Here is a 21803-nt window from a genome sequence, read left to right on the forward strand (position 1 = left end):
CGCATCCCCGAACCTGTCTTCGCCCGATCAACCCGAGTTTCCCCATCATGCCCAGTACACTTTCCCAACTGGCCGCCGATCTCGATGCCGGCCGCATCACTTCCCTGCAACTGACCGAACAAGCCCTGGCGCGCATCGCCGACCCTGCGGGCGAAGGCGCGCGCGTCTTCACCAGCGTCTATGCGGAACAGGCGCGCGCGGCCGCCCGTGCCTCCGACACCTTGCGCGCGGCCAAACTGTGCCGCTCGCCGCTGGAAGGTGTACCGGTGTCGGTCAAGGATCTGTTTGACGTCGCGGGCGAGACCACCCTCGCCGGCTCTGTCGTGCTGCGTGGCAAGCCCGCCGCCACCGCACATGCCGCCGTGGTGCAGAACCTGCTCAAGGCCGGTGCCATCGTCATCGGCAAGACCAACATGACCGAGTTCGCCTACTCCGGCCTGGGCATCAACCCGCATTACGGCACCCCGCAAAACACCTGGGAACGCAACGTCGAAGGCGGCCGCATCCCCGGTGGCTCTTCCTCCGGCGCGGCCATCTCGGTCACCGATGGCATGGCCTTTGCGGCCGTGGGCTCGGACACCGGCGGCTCGGTGCGCATCCCCTCGGCGCTGAACGGCCTGACCGGTTTCAAACCCACCGCAGCGCGGGTGTCCATGCAAGGTGTACTGCCACTGTCCGCTTATCTGGACTCGATTGGCCCGCTGGCTGTATCGGTAGAATGCTGTGCGATCATGGATGCTGTACTGGCCGGTGAAGACTATGTGTCCGTCGTCGCGCATCCCCTGCGCGGCCTGCGTCTGCTGGCCCCCACCAACATCGTCCGGGACGGCATGGACGAGACTGTCGGCCAGGCTTACCGCGCAGCGCTGGACAAGCTCGCTGCGGCGGGCGCGGTGATCGTCGAGGAAGAAGTACCGGCCTTCAATGCCCTGGCCGCCATCAATGCCAAGGGCGGCTTCACCGCCGCCGAGGCCTACACCTGGCACCGCGCCCTGATCGCCGAGAATGCTGCCGGCTACGACCAGCGTGTGGTTTCGCGCATCCTGCGCGGCAAGGACATGAGCGCGGCCGACCTGCTGGACGTGCTGCATGCCCGCCCACGCTGGATCGCCGAGGTCAACGCCCAACTGGCCGGCTACGATGCGCTGGTCATGCCCACGGTGCCCATCGTGGCACCGCGCATTGCCGAGCTGCAAGCCAGCGACGATGCCTACTACGCCGCCAATGGCAAGATGCTGCGCAATCCCACGCTGATCAACTTCCTCGATGGCTGCGCAGTCTCGCTGCCCTGCCATGCGGCGGGCAGTGCGCCGGTCGGCTTGTCGCTGGCCGCGGCCGGTGGCGAGGACAAGCGACTGCTGTCGATTGCCCTGGCAGTGGAAGGGCTGCTGGCTGCCTGACGCGCCAATTTGCCCCTCTGACAAGGCTTGCGTACGCGCAAGCCTTTTTTGTGCGCGTTTTTAGCCGCATTTACACGCTGTTACCGACAAGTATTGTCCGCTAGGGAACATTCCGGCGCGCCGGACGCCGAATCCACGGAATTTTCATTAGAATGCGCTTTTGCAGCGCAAGATGGCCCTGAACCGGGCCGCCGCGCTGGATGAACAGACAACAACCCTCCGGCATCAGCCACGACCACTCATCTGCATGGCAACCAAAAAAACAACCCCGTCCGATTACAGTGAATCATCGATCCGCGTCCTCAAGGGACTGGAGCCGGTCAAGCAGCGTCCGGGCATGTACACCCGCACCGAGAACCCGCTGCACATCCTCCAGGAAGTGATCGACAACGCCTCCGACGAAGCGCTGGGCGGCTACGGCAAGAGCATCATCGTCACCATCAACGCCGACGGCAGCGTCAGCGTGGAAGACGATGGACGCGGCATCCCGGTCGGCCTGCACCCGGAAGAAAAAGTCCCGACCGTCGAGATCGTCTTCACCCGCCTGCACGCGGGCGGCAAGTTCGACAAGGGTTCCGGCGGCGCCTATGCCTTCTCGGGCGGCCTGCACGGCGTGGGCGTGTCAGTCACCAATGCCCTGGCCACGCGCCTGGAAATCACGGTCTGGCGCGAAGGTGGCGTGCATACGCTGGCCTTCTCGGGCGGCGACGTCATCGAGAAACTCAAGTCGCGCCCCGCCACCCGCGAGGACAAGAAGTCCGGCACCCGCGTGACCGTCTGGCCCGACGCCAAGTATTTCGACTCGGCCACCATTCCGCTGGGCGAGCTGCAGCGCCTGCTGCGCTCCAAGGCAGTGCTGCTGCCGGGCGTGAAGGTCACGCTGATCAACGCCAAAACCGGCGACACCCAGAGCTGGCAATACGACCAGGGCCTGCGCGGCTACCTGATGGAACAACTGGCCCAGAGCGGCAGCGGCGAAACATTGATCCCGCTGTTCGAAGGCGAACAGTTCGCCGGCAAGGATGCCGAAGGCTTCGCCGAGGGCGAAGGCGCCTCCTGGGTGGTGGCCTGGACCGAGGAAGGCGCGGTGGTGCGCGAGTCCTACGTCAACCTGATCCCGACCTCCAACGGCGGCACCCACGAATCGGGCCTGCGCGAGGGCCTGTTCTCGGCGGTCAAGAGCTTTGCAGAAATGCATTCGCTGCTGCCCAAGGGCGTGAAACTGCTGGCTGAAGACGTCTTTGCGCGCGTTTCCTTCGTGCTCTCGGCCAAGGTGCTGGACCCGCAATTCCAGGGCCAGATCAAGGAACGCCTGAACTCCCGCGATGCGGTGCGCCTGGTGGCCGGCTTCTCGCGTCCGGCGCTGGAACTGTGGCTGAACCAGCACGTGGAATACGGCAAGAAGCTGGCCGAGCTGGTCATCAAGCAGGCCCAGAGCCGCCTGCGCTCGGCGCAAAAGGTCGAGAAGAAGAAATCTTCAGGTGTGGCCGTGCTGCCGGGCAAGCTGACCGATTGCGAATCCTCGGATGTGACGCGTAACGAACTTTTCCTGGTCGAGGGCGACTCCGCCGGCGGCTCCGCCAAGATGGGCCGCGACAAGGAATTCCAGGCCATCCTGCCGCTGCGCGGCAAGGTCTTGAACGCCTGGGAAACCGAGCGCGACCGCCTCTTCGCCAACAATGAAATCCACGACATCGCGGTCGCCATCGGCGTCGATCCGCATGGCATCAACGACACACCGGACCTGTCCGGCCTGCGCTACGGCAAGATCTGCATCCTGTCGGATGCGGACGTGGACGGCTCGCACATCCAGGTGCTGCTCTTGACGCTGTTCTTCCGCCACTTCCCCAAGCTGATCGAGAACGGCAACATCTGCGTGGCGCGCCCGCCGTTGTATCGCGTGGACGCGCCCGCACGCGGCAAGAAGCCGGTGCAGAAGCTCTACGCCCTGGACGATGGCGAACTCGAAGCCATCGAAGACAAGCTGCGCAAGGATGGCCTGAAGGAAGGCGCCTGGAGCATTTCCCGCTTCAAGGGCCTGGGCGAGATGAATGCCGAACAGCTGTGGGAAACCACCATGAACCCGGACACCCGGCGCCTGTTGCCGATCAGCTTCGGAGAACCCGGGGTGCAGACTTCCGAAGAGCGCTTCAACATGCTCATGGGCAAGGGTGAAGCGGCCTCCCGCCGCGCCTGGATCGAAGAGCACGGCAACGAAGCCGAAGCGGACATCTGACATGCCCCGCGCCGCGTTCCTGTCCACCAGCGTGTTCGCCACCACCCTCCTGGGCGGGGTGACACTGCTGTGCACTGGACCGGTACAGTCGCAACAACTGGTCCGGTACACTGATGCCGATGGTGTATCGCACATGCGGGTGGAAGCGGCGGACAGTGGCAAGGATGGCAGTAGCAAGGACAGCGGCAGCAAGAAGCCCAGGACCATTGTGTACCGGTACACCGATGCCGATGGCGCAGTCCACTTCTACGCGCAGAACCTGGACGACCCGGACAAGCTCATGGCCAGCAGCGCCGCGCTGCTCAATCATCCGGGCAGCAAGGAAGCGGTGACCCCGGCCGATCCGCCCTTCGTGCGCACCATGCTGGCCCATCGCGATGCCCGCAAGTACGACAGCCTCTTGAGCGAGGCGGCCAGCGAATTCGGACTGGATGCGGCGCTGCTCAAGGCCGTGATGACGGCCGAATCCGGCTTCAATGCCACGGCCGTCTCCAGCAAGGGCGCGGTGGGCCTGATGCAGATCCTGCCTGACACGGCCGAACGCTATGGCCTGCAAGGCGACCGCCGCAAGACCCTGCACCAGAAGCTGACCGACCCGAAGATCAACATCCGCCTGGCCGCGCGCTACCTGCGCGACCTGATGGCGATGTTCCCGCAGCACGTGGAACTGGCCATTGCCTCCTACAACGCGGGCGAAGGCACGGTACAGAAATACGGCAACAAGATTCCGCCCTATCCCGAGACCCAGGGCTATGTGCGGCTGGTGTCGCGCTTCTATGAGCTGTATCGCCCGGCCGGTGCGCTGCGCCTGGCTTCCGGTGAGCGCGCCGCCGCTGCCGGCAACGGCGGCAATGCGCGCCTGAAGGTGACGCTGCCCCCGCGCGAGTCGGCCATCAACGATTAACCCAGTCAATACGAACACAACAAGACAAGCTCCATGACCGATCAACCGACCCTGTTTGACCAAGCTCCGGCGGCGCCCGATGGCGAATCGCTGACGCTCTCCACCTTCGCCGAACGCGCCTATCTCGATTACGCGATCTCGGTGGTCAAGGGCCGCGCCCTGCCCGACGTGGCCGATGGCCAGAAGCCGGTGCAGCGCCGCATCCTCTACGCGATGAATGAACTGGCGCTCAACGCCGCAGCCAAGCCGCGCAAGTCCGCCGCCGTGGTCGGCGACGTGCTGGGCAAGTTGCACCCGCACGGCGACCAGTCGGTGTATGACGCGCTGGTGCGCATGGCGCAGGACTTTTCGCTGCGCTATCCCCTAATCGATGGCCACGGCAACTTCGGTTCGCGCGATGGCGACGGTGCAGCGGCGATGCGTTACACCGAAGCGCGCCTGACGCCCATCAGCAAGTTGCTGCTCGATGAAATCGACATGGGCACGGTGGAGTTCCAGCCCAACTACGATGGCTCCACGCAAGAGCCGCGCCTGCTGCCGGCGCGCCTGCCCTTCCTGCTCTTGAACGGCGCCTCCGGCATTGCCGTGGGCATGGCCACCGAGATTCCTTCGCACAATCTCACCGAAGTGGCCAGGGCGGCCGTGGCGATGATCCGCAATCCCAAGATCACGCATGCCGAGCTGATGGAACTGATCCCCGGCCCGGACTTCCCCGGTGGCGGCCAGATCATCACGCCGCAATCGACCATCGCCGAGATGTACCAGAGCGGCCGTGGCAGCCTGAAGGTGCGCGCCCGCTGGAAGATCGAAGACCTGGCGCGCGGCCAGTGGCAGGCGGTCATTACCGAACTGCCGCCGGGCGTGTCCTCACAGCGCGTGCTGGAAGAAATCGAAGAACTGACCAACCCCAAGCTCAAACTCGGCAAGAAGTCGCTCACGCCCGAGCAGCAGGCGCAGAAAACCGCCATCCTCGGCCTGCTCGACGCCGTGCGCGACGAGTCCGGCCGCGAAGCGCCGGTGCGCCTGGTGTTCGAGCCCAAGTCCAAGAACCAGGACCAGACCGAGTTCATGAACACGCTCTTGGCGCAGACCTCGCTGGAGACCAGTGCCTCGCTGAACCTGGTGATGATCGGCGGCGATGGCCGCCCGCGCCAGAAGAACCTGACCGACATCCTGGGCGAATGGATCAGCTTCCGCTTCGAGACGGTGACCCGCCGCACGCAGTTCCGCATGCAGAAGGTCAACGACCGCATCCACATCCTGGAAGGCCGGGAAGCGGTGCTGTTGAACATCGACAAGGTGATCCGGATCATCCGCGAATCCGACGAACCGAAGCCGGCCCTGATCGCCGCCTTCAAGCTCTCGGACCGCCAGGCAGAAGACATCCTGGAAATCCGCCTGCGCCAGCTGGCTCGACTGGAAGCCATCAAGATCCAGCAGGAACTGGCCGAGCTGCGCAGCGAGAAGACCACCCTGCAGGACCTGCTGGACAATCCCTCTTCGATGAAGAAGCTGGTCATCAAGGAAATCGAAGGCGACGCCAAGACCTATGGCGATGCCCGCCGCACCATCATCAAAGAAGCCGAGCGCGCCACCTTCGAGCAGAAGGTGATCGATGAACCGGTGACGGTGATCATTTCGCAAAAGGGCTGGGTGCGTGCGCGTACCGGCCACGGCCACGATGCGACGCAATTCACCTTCAAGGCCGGCGACAGCCTGTATGGCGCCTTCGAGTGCCGCACCGTGGACAACCTGCTGGCCTTTGGCTCCAATGGCCGGGTCTACACGATTGCCGTCAATGCGCTGCCCAATGCGCGCGGCGATGGTGTGCCTGTCACTACGCTGATCGAGCTGGCCAGCGGCAGCAGCATCCAGCATTACTTTGCCGGCCCGGCCGATACCACCTTGCTGCTGGCCTCGGATGCGGCGGCCGGTTTCATCGCCAAGGCCTCGGACATGTTTGGCCGGGTCAAGGGCGGCAAGAGCTTCTTCACGCTGGACGAAGGCGCCCTGCCGCTGGCGCCCAGCGTGGTGGCCGCTGATGCCAGCGCCGTGGCCTGCGTCTCGGCCAATGGCCGTCTGCTGGTGTTTGGCCTGGACGAGATGAAAACGCTGTCCTCCGGTGGTCGTGGCGTGAACCTGATGGAACTGGAAAAGAACGAGAAGCTGGTCGCCGCCCAGGCCATCAGCCAGAAGGGTGTGGTGGTCCATGGCACCGGCAACATGAGCAAGCCCAAGGAGATTGCCTTGAGCGGCGAGAAGCTGCTGGCGCATGTGGGCAAGCGTGCGCGCAAGGGACGTGTGCTGGAGTCGCGGATCAAGGCGGTGGGGTTGCGCTCGCAAGGCTGATCCCTGTTTTCTTCTGCGATGAATTCGCCCCCTGTGCAGTTTGGCAGGGGGCGATTTTTTTGATGGCTGGCACAACTCATTGCTTAGTGGGCAAGGGGCGTTCGAAGCATTTCGAATGCGGGTTGGAGTTTTGGGTGTTGGCGTGGAAGAGCCAACGCCAGCTGGGGAGAATGCGCGCTCATTGTTGAAAGCGAGGAGCGCGCAAGATGAAAATCATCGGATGGATTCGTGAAGGCGACCGGGCCGCTTGCGGCGCAACGGTCATGGAGGGCGACCCTACCTGTCGCAGCCATGGACGAGCTTATGCGTTCGTCGGTGCACGAATGGCCTGCCCCAAGAATTGCGTCATTGCGCAAGGGTTCGTACGCTCGACGCTGACCAATGGACGTGCACAGGTTATTCATGGCATGAAAACCAGCAGAGGATGTCCGCTGGTATCCACACTCAACGACATTGATGGCGTTGGAAGCGAAGGAGAGGTGCATGCCGCCTTCGCGCCCGATGCAGACGGTGGATGGAGAGGAATCTCTCCACCGGAGGGGGGCCACGAGGCAGTTCACGATGAGTACTTCATCATCGTTGACAAAGAGACTCAGGTACCAGCGCGCAACCGCATGTATCGCATCACTCTCGATTCTGGAGAGATCATAGAAGGCCAGACCGACGATGAGGGACGAACAAAATATGCGACCTCAGATAAGCGCACTGCATTAAAACTGGAGCTGGCACCGCAGGGGGAGATTCAAATTGGTAACTGAGACGCCGACCAACTCCACACAGTTCCGTCTGGTGGGCGAATCGAGGACTAGCCCGAAGGAAAATAAACAGGGCAAGATTTGCTACGCCGACGTCTTCCGACTGACAGATCTTCCCGAAATCATGGAGAAAATGGGATGGAAAAATTCAGCCGCATTGATGAAAAAATGGTTCGACAATCCGGGCTACACGATGACTTCGGGACAGAAAAAAGGAATTATCCCGGCTAGCCAGTATCCGAGTCATTTGCTTGAAACCTCATTGATCACGATGGAGTGGGCCTTATCTTTTCCTCGAATCAAGAGAGAATATGACAGCATGTTTGGAAGCCGAAATCTGTATAAATCCATTCCCCCTCTATACGAAAGTCCCCAGGCCAAACAGCTACTCGTCAGACGTCTTTTTAGGGCAAAGAAGTTCACCGATTTACCTGAGAGATTTGGCGATCTCACCAGCTCCGCATTGGTGCAGGATGAAAAATGGCAATTTCAACGATATACCGTTGACGACAACCGCGAATATGTCAACGCTTGGTGGAAAGACAGCACTAAAGGTGATCCAGATCTGGATGATATGTGGGGAGCCTTGGCAAGGTTTGTTTTCAAGATAGCTGGGGAAGGAACCGTTACACCAAAAACAAAAGTTATTAAATCTGGCGGAGAGCATTCAGTACAGGTCGAACACTACGAGATTAACGTATCGAGAATTGGTGTTTATATCCGAGATACTTACGACTTCAATGGAGATCAATATCTCGGACATTGGAGCAAAAACTCGCCCCCCCATGTACGGGTATATCAACTTTCCTATGTCGTCGGGGGGAGAGGCGAAAAAGGAAGCTGCCCGGACGATTTTGTGGCTGTCACCAACGAGCGGTTTGACAGCCACAGACAAGTGACAGGCTACGGCGGCGATTTGATTGTATTGAGCGACGTACTGGCGACGACGCTGAAAAAACCTTTCAAATTCCGGGTCACTCCACAAGAAATTGCAAATATCTCGCGAGCTGAATAATGCATCTCTCCAGATTTTCCAAATGCTTACTGACGGTCGCGATCATCATTTCCTCTATTTACGTCTTCGTCAGAAAGAACAGCACGCTGATACGCCCACACTATCCACCTATCTCCATCGCCCTTAATCCTGCAGGCACGTGTGCTCTGACTGAATACAATTTCCGCGGAGGCGAGCGTGGGTACTGGGCGGATCCCTATCGCTGGTTCTTGCTGGCTTCAGGGGACGCGTTTTATACGATTACCGATCTGCGTACAGGCAAGATCATCCGGGACTCAACCACCCAAATCGTCCCCGGCCTGGAAGCCAACTCACTGGGGGCAGTGGCCATGGGAAACGACGTGTTCTATTGGTCTCCCGATGGCACGAAAGCAAATTTCCCGGGCGGCAGGGCCGAGGATTATTTTCACGAATGGACTGATATCAAGGAGTGCGCCGGCGAAAGAGCTGAATCAGATTATGCCAACCTGACCTGCGACGTCGACACTGTCTCGCCGCGCTGTACGGCTTTAAGAGACGCGCTTTAAAAATGAAAAGTTGCATTGCAACTCCGTTTCTGAGCACAGTGGGCATTGCATGCGGAGCTGCAGCGGGAGCGCTCAATACTGCCTTCATCACGAACTGCGGAGAAAGTTGCCCGGATGGCCCGCTTCTATGGGCACTGGGATGTTCCATCGCATTTCCCGCCATCGGCCATTTCCTGTGCAACAAGACGCGGCAAACGGTCGCCAACACTATGTTGGTTGCTGCGGCACTGGCAGCCACCGTTCTACTACCGGCCCTCACGATGTATGCCTACAGCCTTCACGAGAAATATTGGAGACTGCGTGGAAATCAGGTTTACCCAGATATCGAATACAGCCTCATGGTGATTTCAGAGGTACCACTCCCCACACTGGGCATCGCCGAGGCTGAACGCTGTGTCATCAACAATGACCTGCGTTGTGACGAAGACCCGCAAGTATTTCCAGCCCTGTGCCAAAGCGGATTCGTGTCACTACCACGAAAGCATTGGCCCTCTTTCAAGCGGCTGCCGAAAGAAGATCTACAAGGCCTCGCACCTGACGATGACGGCCAACAATATTTTTTAAATGATTTATGCCGACAATAGCAGGCATCAGTGACTCAAATATGAATAACATCAACGCTGCGGTTTCTCATCATGAGCGTGAAATCACCGAACTGCGCTCTGATCCTGCTTTGGCAGCCGAATACCTGAAAGCGGCCGCAGAATTGCTCGACAAGCCAGATGACCGCCCTGCCGCGTTGCTGGCATTGCGCGCCGTGTGCGAAGCGTATGGTGGCACGGGCGCCTGAAGCCGCCCTCACCCAATCGCCACCGACACCCGATACACCAACACCCCCAGCAAACCAAACGCCCCCGCCAGCATGCAATACGGCGCCCACGCGCGGGCGCGCATGCCATAGCCGATCAGGAGCAGCGCAATGCCGATGGCGGGTATCCAGGTGGACGGGCTCTTGAAATCCATGATGCTTGCTCCTTGTCGATGACGTCGCTAATCAACCATCTCCGTACACGGACGCTGCCGCTGCACGCCCGTTTCTCCATCACGCCATCTGGCTGATGGTCTTCCTGAACCGGCCCAGTGCAGCTACAAACAGGACCAGGCCAATTGCCAGGATAGTCAGCAGTTGCGGCCAGATCACTTCCAGGCCAGCACCCCGGTACAGTATGGCCTGCCCCGCCGCGACAAAATGCGTGGTCGGGGCGGCCAGCATGATGTCCTGTACCGGTACAGGCATGCTCTCGCGCGGCGTGGAGCCGCCCGACAGCAATTGCAGCGGCAGCAGCACCAGTACAGTGAGCATGCCGAACTGCGGCATCGAGCGCGCCAGCGTGGCCATGAAGATGCCCATCGATGTGGTGGCAAACAGGTGCAGCACTGTCACCAGCATGAACAACGCCAGCGAACCTTCAATCGGCACCTGCAGCGCCCAGCGCACGATCAGCAGCAGCGAAGCCAGCGCCGCCAGCGCGACCACCGACCCCATCGCCCACACCTTGGCCAGCATGATCTCGGCTGGGCTGACCGGCATCACCAGCAGGTGTTCGATGGTGCCGTGCTCGCGCTCGCGGATGAGCGCAGCACCGGTCAGGATGATGGAGAGCATGGTGACGTTGTTGATGATCTCCATGAGCGAACCGAACCAGGATTGCTCCAGGTTGGGATTGAAGCGCATGCGCAAGGCCAGCCCGACCGGCGTCTCGCTGGCGGCTTCGCTACGGCGCACGAATTGCGTCACCTCGCTGGTGACCATCTGCTGGATGTAGGTGTTGCCGGTGAAGGCCTGGCTCATGCGCGTGGCGTCCACGTTCAACTGCACCGCCGGGGCACGCCCGGCCAGCACGTCGCGCTGGAAGTCGGCCGGGATGTCGAGCACGAAGGTATAGTCGCCCGCATCGAGCCCCGCATCCGCTTCGCGCGCGGTGACCAGCCTGGCCACCTTGAAATGCGGCGGATAGAACAGCGAGGCAATGCGCGCCGACAGCGGCGAGCCATCATTGTCGACGATGGCGATGGCGGCGTTGTGCAGGCTCTCCGGCATGGCGGTGGCGGCGACATAAATCGACAGCGTAAAGGTGTAGGCGATCAACACCAGCATGGCCGGATCGCGCAACAGGCTCCACAGCTCCTTGATGCCGAGGCGGAAAATGTTGGACAGGCTGGCGGGTGCGCGGCGCATCATTGCTCCTGCTTCTTCAACAGCAGCACCGACAGACCCAGGATCACGGGCGCGGCCACCACCAGCGGCCAGAACGAAGCGCCCAGGTCACCCACCGCAAGCGCCTTGCTGAACACGCCACGGCTGATGGTGAGGAAATGCGTGGCCGGATAGACCTGCCCGATCAACGCGCCCATGCCTTCGAGCGACGAGACCGGATTCAAGAGTCCGGCAAACTGCACGCAGGGAATGATGGTGCCGATCATGGTCACGAAGAGCGCCGCGATCTGGCTGCGGGTAAAGGTCGAGGCCAACAGGCCGAAACCGGTGGAGCAGATCACGAAGACCAGCGCGGCCAGCGTGAGCGTGAAGAGACTGCCCTTGACCGGCACGCCGAACACGGTCACCGCCAACACCGTGAGCATGGCGAAATTGAGCATGCCCAGCAGCAGATAGGGCAACTGCTTGCCCAGCAGGAATTCGGTGCGCGTGACGGGCGTGACGTAGAGATTGAGGATGGAGCCCAGCTCCTTCTCGCGCACCACCGACAAGGCCGTCAGCATGGCCGGGATCATCATCAGCAGCAGCGGAATGATGGCCGGCACCATGGCGGGCAGGCTCTTCACGTCCGGGTTGTAGCGGTAGCGCGTCTCGATGGTGGCGGCCTGGCCCACACGCTGACCGAGCCGGTGCGTGGCCATGTCGGCCAGCCACAGTTGATGCATGCCCTGCACGTAGCCGCGCACGGTCTCGGCACGCGTGGGCATGGCGCCATCGACCCAGGCCCCCACTTCCACCGGCTTGCCGCGCGCAATGTCGCGGGCAAAGCCGGGCGGGATTTCAATGGCCAGCGAAATCTCGCCGCTGCGCATGCGGCGGTCCAGGTCCTGGTAATCGCTGATGGGCGGCTGCTCGATGAAGTAGCGCGAGCCGGACAGGTTCAGCGCATAGTTCTGGCTCAGGCCGGTCTGGTCGCGGTCGAGTACGGCGTAGCTGAGGTTTTCCACGTCCAGGTTGATGCCATAGCCGATGATGAACATCAGGATCACCGTGCCCAGCAAGGCCAGCGTGGCGCGCACCGGGTCGCGCCGCAACTCCAGGCTCTCGCGCTGGCTGTAGCTCAGCGCCCGGCCCAGGCTGGTGCGCAGGCGCCCGAGGCGCGGCTGAGGCCGCAAGGGGGGGTGGTTTTGGACCGATGTGACGTTTGCTTCAGGTGCGGACGCAGGAGCGCCCTTCGCCGCCGCTTCTTCCAGATACGCGATGAAGGCTTGTTCCAGATTGGAGGCACCGCGCTGGCGGATCAGCTCTTCGGGCGTGGCGCTGACCAGCACGCGGCCGGCATGCATGAGCGAGATGCGGTCGCAGCGCTGGGCCTCGTTCATGAAATGGGTGGAGATGAAGATGGTCACCTGGTCGCGCCGCGCCAGGTCGATCATCAGTTGCCAGAACAGGTCGCGCGCAATCGGGTCCACGCCCGAGGTCGGTTCATCCAGGATCAGCAGTTCGGGCTTGTGCACCATGGCCACGGCCAGCGAGAGCCGCTGGCGGATGCCCAGGGGCAGGCTCTCGGGCAGGCTGTCCATCACCTCCAGAAGGCCAAAGCGCTGCGCCATCTCCTCGGTGCGCCCATCGATCTGCTCGGGCGGTACGCGGTACAGCCGCGCATGCAGGACCAGGTTCTGGCGCACGCTCAGTTCGCCATACAGCGAAAAGGCCTGCGACATGTAGCCCACGCGGGCACGCGTGGCCATGTCGCGCGGATCGACGGTCTGGCCGAACAGCCAGGCCTGGCCTTCACTGGCGGGCAAGAGGCCGGTCAGCATCTTCATGGTGGTGGACTTGCCGCAACCGTTGGAGCCGAGAAAGCCGAAGATCTCGCCGCGCCGGATGCGAAAGTCCACGTGGTCCACCGCCATGAAGTCGCCAAAGCGCATGGTCAGGCCGCGTGCTTCGATGGCGATGTCGGCCTCGCGTGCCGGGTCCAGCGGGGTCACCTGCACCGGCTGGTGGCCGCGCCGCTTGTCCGCAGGCAGCAAGGCGATGAAGGCCTCTTCCAACGCCGCGGTGCCGGTGCGGGCATGCAGTTCGGCGGGGGTGCCGGTGGCCAGCACCTGGCCATCGTCCATCGCCACCAGGAAATCGAAGCGGTCGGCTTCTTCCATGTAGGCGGTGGCGACGATGACGCTCATGCCGGGACGCTGCTGGCGGATGTGCGCGATCAGCTCCCAGAACTGCGCGCGAGAGAGCGGATCGACGCCGGTGGTGGGCTCGTCCAGGATCAGCAGATCGGGGTCGTGGATCAGCGAACAGCACAGTCCCAGCTTCTGCTTCATGCCGCCCGAGAGCTTGCCCGCTGGCCGTGCCAGGAAAGGCGCCAGGCCGGTACCTGTAGTGAGGGTATCGATGCGGCTGCGGCGCTCCTGTGCGGACTGGCCGAACAGGCGGCCGAAGAATTGCAAGTTTTCTTCCACGGAGAGCGTGGGATAGAGATTCTTGCCGAGCCCCTGGGGCATGTAGGCGATGCGCGGGCAGACCTGTTCGCGGTGGCCGGCGCGGCGCATGTCGCCGCCCAGCACCTCCACGCTGCCCTGCTGCAAGGCGCGCGCACCGGCCACCAGCGACAGGAGGCTGGATTTGCCCACGCCATCGGGACCGATCAGGCCGACCATGCAGGCGGCCGGAATCTCCAGCGATACCGCCTGCAAGGCCGGCTTGCTGCCATAGTGCAGCGACACGCCCGACAGGCGCGCCACCGGGCCCTGGCCGAGCGGCTCCTTCATCGCGGGACCTTCACCGCCAGCGTGGCCGGCCAGTCGCGCGCCTCATCGGTGCGCACCCAGGCCACGCCCGGCAGGCCGGTCTTGACCAGCGTCAGGTGCTGGCGCAGCAGGGCCGGATCGATCTGCGCCTTGACGCGAAACATCAGCTTCTGCCGCTCGCTGGCCGTTTCCACCGTCTTGGGGGTGAACTGGGCGGTGCTGGCGACAAACGAAATCCGGGCCGGGATCACGTACTGCGGTGCTGCATCGAGCACGATGCGGGCCTCGCCGCCCAGCGCCAGCCGGCCGGCCACGGCCTCGGGCACAAAGAAAGTCATGTAGACGTCGCTCAGGTCCACCAGGTTGAGCAGCTTGCCGCCACTGCCCAGCACTTCGCCCGGCTGGACGATGCGATATTGCACGCGGCCGGCGCGCGGCGCGGTGAGCGTGCTGTCGTCGATGTCGACCTTGATGCGCTGGACCGTGGCCACGGCGGCAGTCACCGTGGCGCGCGCACCGCTGACCTGGGTGCGCGCTGCGGCCACGGCGGCCTCGGCGGCGGTCACCTGGGCGCGAGCGGCGGTTACGGCGGCTTGCATGCCCGCCACGCGGGCGCGGTCATCGTCCACTTCCTGCAAGGACGATGCGCCCTCCTTGACCAGCACCTCGGAGCGCGCCAGCCGGCGCCGGGCAGCATCGAGCTCACTCTCGCGCTGGGCGGCCTGGGCCAGGGCGGCCTGATGGTCGCTCTCGCGCACGGCCACCTGGGCTTCTGCACTGGCCACGGCCGAGACCGATTGCTGTTGGCGGGCCTGGGCTTCGTCACGCTGGGCTTCCAGCGACAGCACCTGCATGCGCGCCAGCGGCTGGCCGGCGCTGACGAAATCGCCTTCGTTGACGAGGATGGCATCGACCCGCCCACCCAGCTTGGTGGCCACGTCCACCTCGGTGGCTTCGATGCGGCCATTGCCGCTGGCAAAGCCCTCGCCGGGGCCACCCTGATGCAGGCGCAGCCAGGCATAGGCGGCACCGCCTGCAAGGATGACGGCCAGGGCAGCGGCCAGCAAAGGTTTCTTGGCGTGAGGGAGCGTCATGGTCGAGGTCCGGAAGAAAGGGGGAAGGCCGTGGCCGCATTGCTGTCGCCACCCAGCGCCGCATACAGCGCCACGGCCGAAGACAGCAAGGCGCGCCGGATCTGCACGCGCTGCTGGCGTGCGCTCAGCAGGTCGCGCTGGGCATCCAGCACGTCGAGGAAAGGCGCGGCGCCGTTGTCATAGCGCAGCGTGGACAGGCGTGCCCGCTCGGCCTGGACCTGCTCGGCCGTCTCGGCAATCGCCAGCTGGCGGGCCAGCCACTGGCGTGCGGCCAGGGCATCGGCGACGTCGCGGAAGGCGGCTTGCACGGTTTTCTCGTAACTGGCCACGGCCAGATCGCGCCGCACCTCGGCCAGGTCCAGGTTGTTGCGCAAGCGGCCGGCCGTGAAGATCGGCAGGGAGATGCTGGGCGAGAAGCTCCAGGCATGGCTGCCGTCGCGGAACAGTCCGTTCAGTTCGGCGCTGGCTGTGCCAAGGTTGCCGGTCAGCGAAATGCTGGGAAAGAAGGCCGCGCGGGCGGCACCGATATTGGCATTGGCGGCCTGCAGGCGATGCTCGGCGGCGGCGACATCCGGGCGGCGCGTGAGCAAGAGCGAAGGCGTGCCCGGTGCAATATCGGGGAAGACGGTATCCAGCGCAGAGCGCGCCTGGCCGACTGGCAGATCCACCGGAGCACCGACCAGCAGCGTCAAGGCATTCAGGCGCTGCGCGCGCTGCTGTTCCAGTTGTGCGCCCAGCGCCTGGGCCTGGGTCAGCAGGGTTTCGATCTGGGTCAGGTTCAGGCGCGAGGTGGCCCCGACCTCGACCCGGCGCGCAAAGATGCGATAGCTCTCCTGGCGGCTGGCGATGGTATCGCGGGCGATGGTCAGGCGTTCATCGATCTCGGCCAGCTCCAGCCAGGCATCGGCCACCTGGGCCACCAGGCTCAGGGCAGCGGCGCGGCGCGTGGCTTCGCTGGCCAGGGCACTTTGCAGGGCAGCGTCGTCGAGGCTGCGCAAGCGGCCCCACAGGTCCAGTTCCCAGGTGCTCAAACCCAGTCCGGCCTGATAGGCGCTACCGACCAGCGGTCGGCCGGTCAGGTTGAGATCGGCCGGGGTGCGCGAGCGGTCCACGCCGGCCTGAACCCCAACGGTGGGGAACAGATCGGCGCGCTGGATACCATAAAGCGCCCTCGCCTCCTCGACCCGCAGGGCGGCCGCACGCAGGTCGCGGTTGTTGGCCAGTGCCTGGGTGATGAGCGCTTGCAGTTGCGGATCGCGGAAAAACGCTTGCCAGGCCAGTGCCGGTAGAAGCGCATCAGTGGCGTCGGCCTGCTGCGGGTAGTGCGCGGCGACCGGCGCGGCGGGACGCTGGTAGTCCGGTGCCATCGACTGGCAGGCTGCCAGCACGAAGGGCAAGGCCGCCAACAAGGCTCGTAAAGGACGGACTCGCAATGAGGGCTCGCACATCGTGATTCTCGGCATCGGCAGGATAGGTGGCGCCAAACAATGTGGCGACAAAATGCTTCGTCTTGTGTGTCCACATTATGAAGATCCGTGCTGAAAACCTGATTGATGTACGTCAGGTTACTGACTGATGAGTCGGTAATTTGGGGAAGGCGTGACGGCCCACAGGCGGCATGCGGCGCCAACGATGGGGAACTGCGGGGGGGCAATGGCGAAGGGAAATGCGATGAAGCGGACTGGCCTACTGTGCCACGCCGACCTGATCGATGTAATGGCGCACCTCGGTGGCCACGGCGGCAAACAGCGACTGCAGCTCGGCCAGGCGGGGCTGTGCGCTTTGCGGGGGCTCGGCGCGGGATTGGGTTTCCACGCTCTTGAGCAGTTCGGTCAGCACGCCGGCGCCGACCAGGGCGGTCATGCTCTTGAGGCTGTGTGCTTCGCGTTTGACCTGGGCAGCGTCGTCGGCGCGGATGGCCTGCTCCAGCCGGGCGAAGGTGGCCGGGGCGCTCTGGGCGAAGGTGCCGAACATGTGGCGGCAGGCGGCGACGTCGCCGCCCATGGCATCGAGCAGGGGCTCGGGGTTGATGTGCTGGTATCGGTAGTCGTTCACGCGTTTCTCCCTGGGGCCGACGCAATATACGCAAGATATTGCTTCTTACCAATTTCTTTTTGACAGCGGGTCCGGCGGTGTGGCCTTCAGGCCGGGTCGTGAGCGGTGTAATACGGTGCAGAAGTGGTAACGTAACCAAGCAGGTTGCAGGCGTCAATCACAACCGCTGCGACAGACGCAAAAAACCGCCCCATGAGAAGGGCGGCGGGTACGCAGCGGCCATCCGTGATGGCCGCCGTTCAGTGCAAGCGCGAGGATCAGGCAGCGCGTTCGAGGCGCTGGACGTTGCCGTCTTCGGCGGTGCCGATTTCGATCTTGCGCGGCTTCAGTGCTTCGGGGATTTCACGGACCAGCTCGATGTTGAGCAAGCCGTTTTCCAGGTTGGCGCCGACCACCTTGATGTGGTTGGCCAGCTGGAAGCGCTGTTCGAAGTCACGGGCGGCGATGCCACGGTGCAGGAAGTTGACCTGCTTGTCTTCCTTCTGCTTGCGGCCGGTGATTTTGAGGGTTTCGTTTTCGGTCTCGATGTCGATTTCGCTGCGGGCGAAACCGGCCACGGCCATGGTGATCCGGTATTTGTCCTCGGCCACCAGTTCGATGTTGTACGGCGGATAGCTGGGCTGATCGGTGCGCTGGGCGTTGTCGAACATCTGGGCCAGGCGATCAAAGCCGATAGCAGTACGGTACAGGGGGGAGAGATCGAAGGTACGCATAAAAAACTCCTTTCAAGTAAGCGATGTTTTCGTCGCAGACCTCAACGTCGAGCATCTGCTGGTACCGATCTAGGGATGGGGATTTTGGTTTTCAAGGGATTTTTTTCGAAAAAAATCGAGCGACCACGGCACCCGGTTTTTCTTCTGGAAACGTCCTGTCTACCCCTTGAAAACTGCCAATCCAGCTCCATCCGCCGGGCACGGAAATCACACAGGCCCTAGGCACCCACGCCGATAGCCTTGCCGAAGCGCAGTGAGCCAGTCAGCATGCCCTGACGGAAATAGAAGCGCTGCGCCAGCGCATTGGCCATGCCGGTATCGAGCACCAGGCGGGCGCAACCAGCCTGGGCGGCCACCTGCTCCAGCGCGGCCAACAGCCGTTCACCCCAGCGCTTGCCGCGCTGCGTGCTGGTGACCACCAGATCATCGACATAGAGAAAGGGCCCGTAGACCAGGTTTTCCTGGAAACGGTAGCCCGCCAGGGCGACCACCACGTCCTCCTCCCACGCCGCCAGGATACGGTAGCGCTGATCCGCCTGACGGCCGATGCGCTGCATGAACTCGTCGGCATCGCGCAGGTGCGGGCGCAGTTCGTGCATCACGGCAAAGCAGGCCAGACGGTCGGACTCGGTATCAGCGTGGCGTAGCGCGCCATCGGCAATGTGCCAATCGCCCGCTGCGGCGCTCTTGGAAACGGTATGCATGGTCGGAGAATCGATACGATCAAGGTGGAAAGAGCCTCATCCTACTGAGCCGATGGCATAATCAACAGATCCAAGAAATGACATGTTGACTGGTCCATGAATACCCAGCCTCCCGCCTCCCTGATCAGCCTCGACAGCACCACCGGCGAACCCTATTACCGCCAGATCTATGGACGCCTGCGTGGCGCAGTCGCCGATGGCATGTTGCGGCCTGGCGACCGGATTCCCTCGGCAAGGGCACTGGCGGCCGAACTGGGATTGGCACGCGGCACGGTGGAAGCGGCTTATTCCTTGCTGGCGGCCGAAGGCTACGTGGAGGCACGCGGGCAGGCCGGCACCGTCATTGCCGCCGGGGTGCGCTCGCGGGCCCCGGCCCCGGCGAGCAAGCCAGCTGCCGCACCAGCGCGAACATCCGCAGCCGCCACGCCCTACCCCGGCCTGCCTGACGAAGGCCACGCCGCACGCCAGGGACCGCGCCCGTTCCAGATGGGTATCCCGGCGCTGGACGCCTTCCCGCGCAAGATATGGGCGCGCCTGGCAGCACGGGCGGCACGGGCCACGCAGGTGGCCGACATGCTCTATCCCGCACCGGCCGGGCTGATGGCACTGAGGACGGAAATTGCGCGCTATCTGCAATTGTCACGCGGCATCGATTGCCGGGCCGAACAGGTCTTCATCACCTCCGGTTATCGCGACAGTCTCAACCTGATCACGCGCACCCTGTTCAAGCCCGGTGACAAGGTATGGGTGGAAGACCCCGGCTATGCGCCCACCGCCGCCCTGCTGCGCGAGGCCGGCATGCAACTGGTCGGTGTACCGGTGGATGCTGACGGCATGCAGGTAGCGCACGGACTGCAGCATGCAGCGCGAGCGCGGGCGGCCGTGGTCACACCGGCCCATCACAGCCCGTGCTGCGTGGCCCTGTCGCTGCCACGCCGCCTGGCACTGCTGGAATGGGCCGCACGCGAGCAGGCCTGGATCGTGGAAGACGACTACGACGGCGAATACCGCTACGTCAGCCGTCCCCTGCCGGCACTCAAGAGCCTGGACAGGGATGACCGTGTCCTCTATGCCGGCACCTTCAGCAAGGTGCTGTTCCCGGCCATCCGCCTGGGCTATCTGGTGGTGCCGCATGCGCAGGTGGAGCGTTTCGGGCACAGTGCCCGGCTCTTCTCCGGTGCCGCCCCGGCGCTGACGCAACATATCGTCGCCGACTTCATGGCCGAAGGACATTTCGCCCGCCACATCCAGCGCATGCGGCGCCTCTATGCGCAGCGCCGCACGATGACCATCGCTGGCCTGGAGGCAGTATTGCATCCCCATGTACAGATCGATTCGCCGCCCGGCGGCATGCATCTGCTGCTGCGCCTGCAGGGGCGCCGCTCGGACCGGGTGCTGGCCGAGAAAATGCGCCAGCACGGCATGTTCAGCCGCGCCCTGTCGGAGTGCCTGCTGGCGCCGCGCGCAGGGGTGCCTCCCATGATCATGCTCAGTTTCACCAACATCGACAGCCGCCGCCGTGCCGCCGACCTGGGGCGGCGTATCCTGGCACTGCTGGCACCTTCCTGACATGGCCTAGTACAAATCATCATTCTTGGCACTTACCGACTGGTCCATGAACACGCATGATGGTGGCTTCTTTCCCTCATGAACCAGGAGCATGCCACCATGTCAGACCGTATCGATCTCTACCAGAATGCCACCCTCGCCTACGACGGCTTGCTGGCCGTCAACCGTCATCTCAAGCAATGCAGCCTGCCTGCCGACCTGGTGGAACTGGTGTTCTTGCGGGTGTCGCTGATCAATGGCTGCGCCTATTGCATCGACAAGCATTCGCGCGACCTGCTCAGCAGCGGCATGACGGTCGACAAGCTGGTGCTGGTCCCGGTCTGGCAGGAAGCTGGCGATCTCTTCACGCCGCGCGAAAAGGCCGCGCTGGCCTGGGCCGAAGTGGTGACGCGCATCGAACAGACGGCCGCGCCGGACGCCGATTACCAGGCCGTGATCCAGCATTTCACCGCGCAGGAATACAGCGAACTGACGGTGGCCATCGCCCTGATGAATGCCATGAACCGGCTGGCCATCCCGGGCCGTATGCGGCCGCAGGCTGTGCGTTCCTGAGCGAGAGGCCCTAGGCCGATTTCAGGGCCGCCACCAGCGTACGCAAGGCCATCTGCATGCGCGGCTCCTTGAGCCGTGAATGCAGCCTCACCTGCGCCAGCGGCAGGCTCGGCAAGCCCAGGCGTTCGCCGACTTCCACGGCACCGGGCGGGGCGCTGCGATGGAGCAGTGCCGATACCGCCAGCCCGGCACTGACCGCCGCACCCACGGCCAGGATGCCGCCGCCGACGAACACTTCCACCCAGGGGATACCGGCCGCATCAAGCCTGCGCAAGGATAGTTCCCGGATGCGGCAGGCCGAGGAAAACGTCGCCACACGCAAGGCCGGCCCCGCCCAGCATTGCGCATCGGGATGGGCGAACCAGCCGATGCGTTCTTCCATCACCAATTTGCCGCCCCGGTCCTGGGGTTCTCGGCGCACGATGACGGCATCCAGCTCTCCACGTTCATAGGCCGGCATCAGGTCGTGCGAGGACCCCACCCGCACCTCCACCACCACGCCAGGATCGACCGCATGCACCTGTCCCAGCGCACGCGGCAGACTGGCACCGGCCACGTGGTCGCTGATGCCCACCGAAAACCGTACCGGCCCCTGGTCCAGTTGCTCCAGCGCGCGTTCATGCGCGGCCAGCAGATTGCGCGCGGCCGGCAGGAACTGCTGCCCTTCGGCCGACAGGCGCACTTGGCGCGGCGTGCGTTCCAGCAGGCGACGGCCCAGGCGGTGCTCCAGTTTCTTGAGCTTGAAGCTGACGGCGGACTGCGTGCTGTCCAGCGCCTCGGCGGCGCGCGTGAAACTCTGCAGGTCGGCCGCCAGCACGAAGGCTTGAACGGTGTCCAGATCCAGGGGTTTTTCCATGGTGTGAGGCTCCCTTGCGGTCAGGAATCCATGATGATGAATTTCAATCATTGAAATCATCAATCAGCGGTTTTTCAAATCATCACTCCAGCATAGCATGCACGGCATGGAGGCTTCGCGCTTCCTCGCATCTGCCCTCATCCACCTCGCAAGGAGA

20 protein-coding genes are annotated in these 21803 nt (G+C 63.4%); 11 read left to right on the plus strand and 9 right to left on the minus strand.

Going from position 1 to position 21803, the window contains the following annotated elements:
* The first annotated feature begins 47 nt into the window (after positions 1 to 47).
* From ACVC5H_RS16335 to ACVC5H_RS16375, 9 genes are all read left to right on the plus strand, one after another.
* Positions 48 to 1400 (plus strand): amidase, encoded by a 1353-nt coding sequence (locus ACVC5H_RS16335; RefSeq protein WP_489618856.1) that lies wholly within the window; start codon positions 48 to 50, stop codon positions 1398 to 1400.
* A 247-nt stretch (positions 1401 to 1647) separates the two neighbouring features.
* Positions 1648 to 3636, plus strand: a complete 1989-nt coding sequence (locus ACVC5H_RS16340) for a DNA topoisomerase IV subunit B (RefSeq protein ID WP_489618857.1) — start codon at positions 1648 to 1650, stop codon at positions 3634 to 3636.
* A 1-nt stretch (position 3637) separates the two neighbouring features.
* Complete coding sequence (locus ACVC5H_RS16345; protein ID WP_489618858.1) at positions 3638 to 4540, plus strand: lytic transglycosylase domain-containing protein; 903 nt, start codon at positions 3638 to 3640, stop codon at positions 4538 to 4540.
* Positions 4541 to 4573: 33 nt separating this feature from the next.
* The gene (gene parC / locus ACVC5H_RS16350) at positions 4574 to 6889 is read left to right on the plus strand and encodes a DNA topoisomerase IV subunit A (protein ID WP_489618859.1); all 2316 of its coding nucleotides are present in this window, start codon (positions 4574 to 4576) and stop codon (positions 6887 to 6889) included.
* Positions 6890 to 7095: 206 nt separating this feature from the next.
* Complete coding sequence (locus tag ACVC5H_RS16355; protein ID WP_489618860.1) at positions 7096 to 7647, plus strand: PAAR domain-containing protein; 552 nt, start codon at positions 7096 to 7098, stop codon at positions 7645 to 7647.
* Positions 7637 to 8659 (plus strand): DUF6402 family protein, encoded by a 1023-nt coding sequence (locus ACVC5H_RS16360; RefSeq protein ID WP_489618861.1) that lies wholly within the window; start codon positions 7637 to 7639, stop codon positions 8657 to 8659. Before ACVC5H_RS16355 ends, ACVC5H_RS16360 begins: the two co-directional genes overlap by 11 nt.
* Positions 8659 to 9186, plus strand: a complete 528-nt coding sequence (locus ACVC5H_RS16365) for a hypothetical protein (protein WP_489618862.1) — start codon at positions 8659 to 8661, stop codon at positions 9184 to 9186. Before ACVC5H_RS16360 ends, ACVC5H_RS16365 begins: the two co-directional genes overlap by 1 nt.
* A 2-nt stretch (positions 9187 to 9188) precedes the next feature.
* Entirely contained in the window at positions 9189 to 9770 is a 582-nt protein-coding gene (locus ACVC5H_RS16370; protein ID WP_489618863.1) for a hypothetical protein, read from the plus strand.
* Between the two features lie 20 nt (positions 9771 to 9790).
* Positions 9791 to 9976 (plus strand): hypothetical protein, encoded by a 186-nt coding sequence (locus ACVC5H_RS16375; RefSeq protein ID WP_489618864.1) that lies wholly within the window; start codon positions 9791 to 9793, stop codon positions 9974 to 9976.
* An 8-nt stretch (positions 9977 to 9984) separates the two neighbouring features.
* Here ACVC5H_RS16375 and ACVC5H_RS16380 read toward each other — a convergent pair whose 3' ends face one another.
* From ACVC5H_RS16380 to ACVC5H_RS16415, 8 genes are all read right to left on the minus strand, one after another.
* Positions 9985 to 10149, minus strand: a complete 165-nt coding sequence (locus ACVC5H_RS16380; protein WP_489618865.1) for a hypothetical protein — start codon at positions 10147 to 10149, stop codon at positions 9985 to 9987.
* A 79-nt stretch (positions 10150 to 10228) separates the two neighbouring features.
* A complete protein-coding gene (locus ACVC5H_RS16385; protein WP_489618866.1) occupies positions 10229 to 11365 on the minus strand; it encodes an ABC transporter permease in 1137 nt (378 codons plus the stop codon).
* Positions 11365 to 14124 (minus strand): ribosome-associated ATPase/putative transporter RbbA, encoded by a 2760-nt coding sequence (gene rbbA / locus ACVC5H_RS16390; RefSeq protein WP_489618867.1) that lies wholly within the window; start codon positions 14122 to 14124, stop codon positions 11365 to 11367. The genes ACVC5H_RS16385 and rbbA overlap by 1 nt, the downstream gene beginning before the upstream one ends.
* Positions 14121 to 15197, minus strand: coding sequence for an HlyD family secretion protein (locus ACVC5H_RS16395; protein ID WP_489618868.1), 1077 nt, complete (start codon positions 15195 to 15197; stop codon positions 14121 to 14123). Before ACVC5H_RS16395 ends, rbbA begins: the two co-directional genes overlap by 4 nt.
* A complete protein-coding gene (locus ACVC5H_RS16400) occupies positions 15194 to 16645 on the minus strand; it encodes an efflux transporter outer membrane subunit (RefSeq protein WP_489618869.1) in 1452 nt (483 codons plus the stop codon). Before ACVC5H_RS16400 ends, ACVC5H_RS16395 begins: the two co-directional genes overlap by 4 nt.
* Positions 16646 to 16883: 238 nt before the next feature.
* On the minus strand, positions 16884 to 17252 hold the full coding sequence (locus ACVC5H_RS16405; protein WP_489618870.1) for an Hpt domain-containing protein: 369 nt from the start codon (positions 17250 to 17252) through the stop codon (positions 16884 to 16886).
* Positions 17253 to 17509: 257 nt separating this feature from the next.
* Positions 17510 to 17965, minus strand: a complete 456-nt coding sequence (locus tag ACVC5H_RS16410; RefSeq protein ID WP_489618871.1) for an Hsp20 family protein — start codon at positions 17963 to 17965, stop codon at positions 17510 to 17512.
* A gap of 218 nt (positions 17966 to 18183) precedes the next feature.
* A complete protein-coding gene (locus ACVC5H_RS16415) occupies positions 18184 to 18669 on the minus strand; it encodes a GNAT family N-acetyltransferase (protein WP_489618872.1) in 486 nt (161 codons plus the stop codon).
* A gap of 96 nt (positions 18670 to 18765) precedes the next feature.
* On the opposite strand from ACVC5H_RS16415, the gene pdxR reads away from it, so the two are divergent.
* The gene (gene pdxR / locus ACVC5H_RS16420; RefSeq protein WP_489618873.1) at positions 18766 to 20238 is read left to right on the plus strand and encodes a MocR-like pyridoxine biosynthesis transcription factor PdxR; all 1473 of its coding nucleotides are present in this window, start codon (positions 18766 to 18768) and stop codon (positions 20236 to 20238) included.
* 99 nt (positions 20239 to 20337) lie between these two features.
* Positions 20338 to 20790: a carboxymuconolactone decarboxylase family protein gene (locus ACVC5H_RS16425; protein WP_489618874.1), complete on the plus strand. Its 453-nt coding sequence runs from the start codon at positions 20338 to 20340 to the stop codon at positions 20788 to 20790.
* Between the two features lie 10 nt (positions 20791 to 20800).
* Here ACVC5H_RS16425 and ACVC5H_RS16430 read toward each other — a convergent pair whose 3' ends face one another.
* Positions 20801 to 21646: a LysR family transcriptional regulator gene (locus tag ACVC5H_RS16430; protein ID WP_489618875.1), complete on the minus strand. Its 846-nt coding sequence runs from the start codon at positions 21644 to 21646 to the stop codon at positions 20801 to 20803.
* Between the last annotated feature and the right edge of the window lie 157 nt (positions 21647 to 21803).

It is taken from the genome of Herbaspirillum sp. Her3, assembly GCF_057961275.1.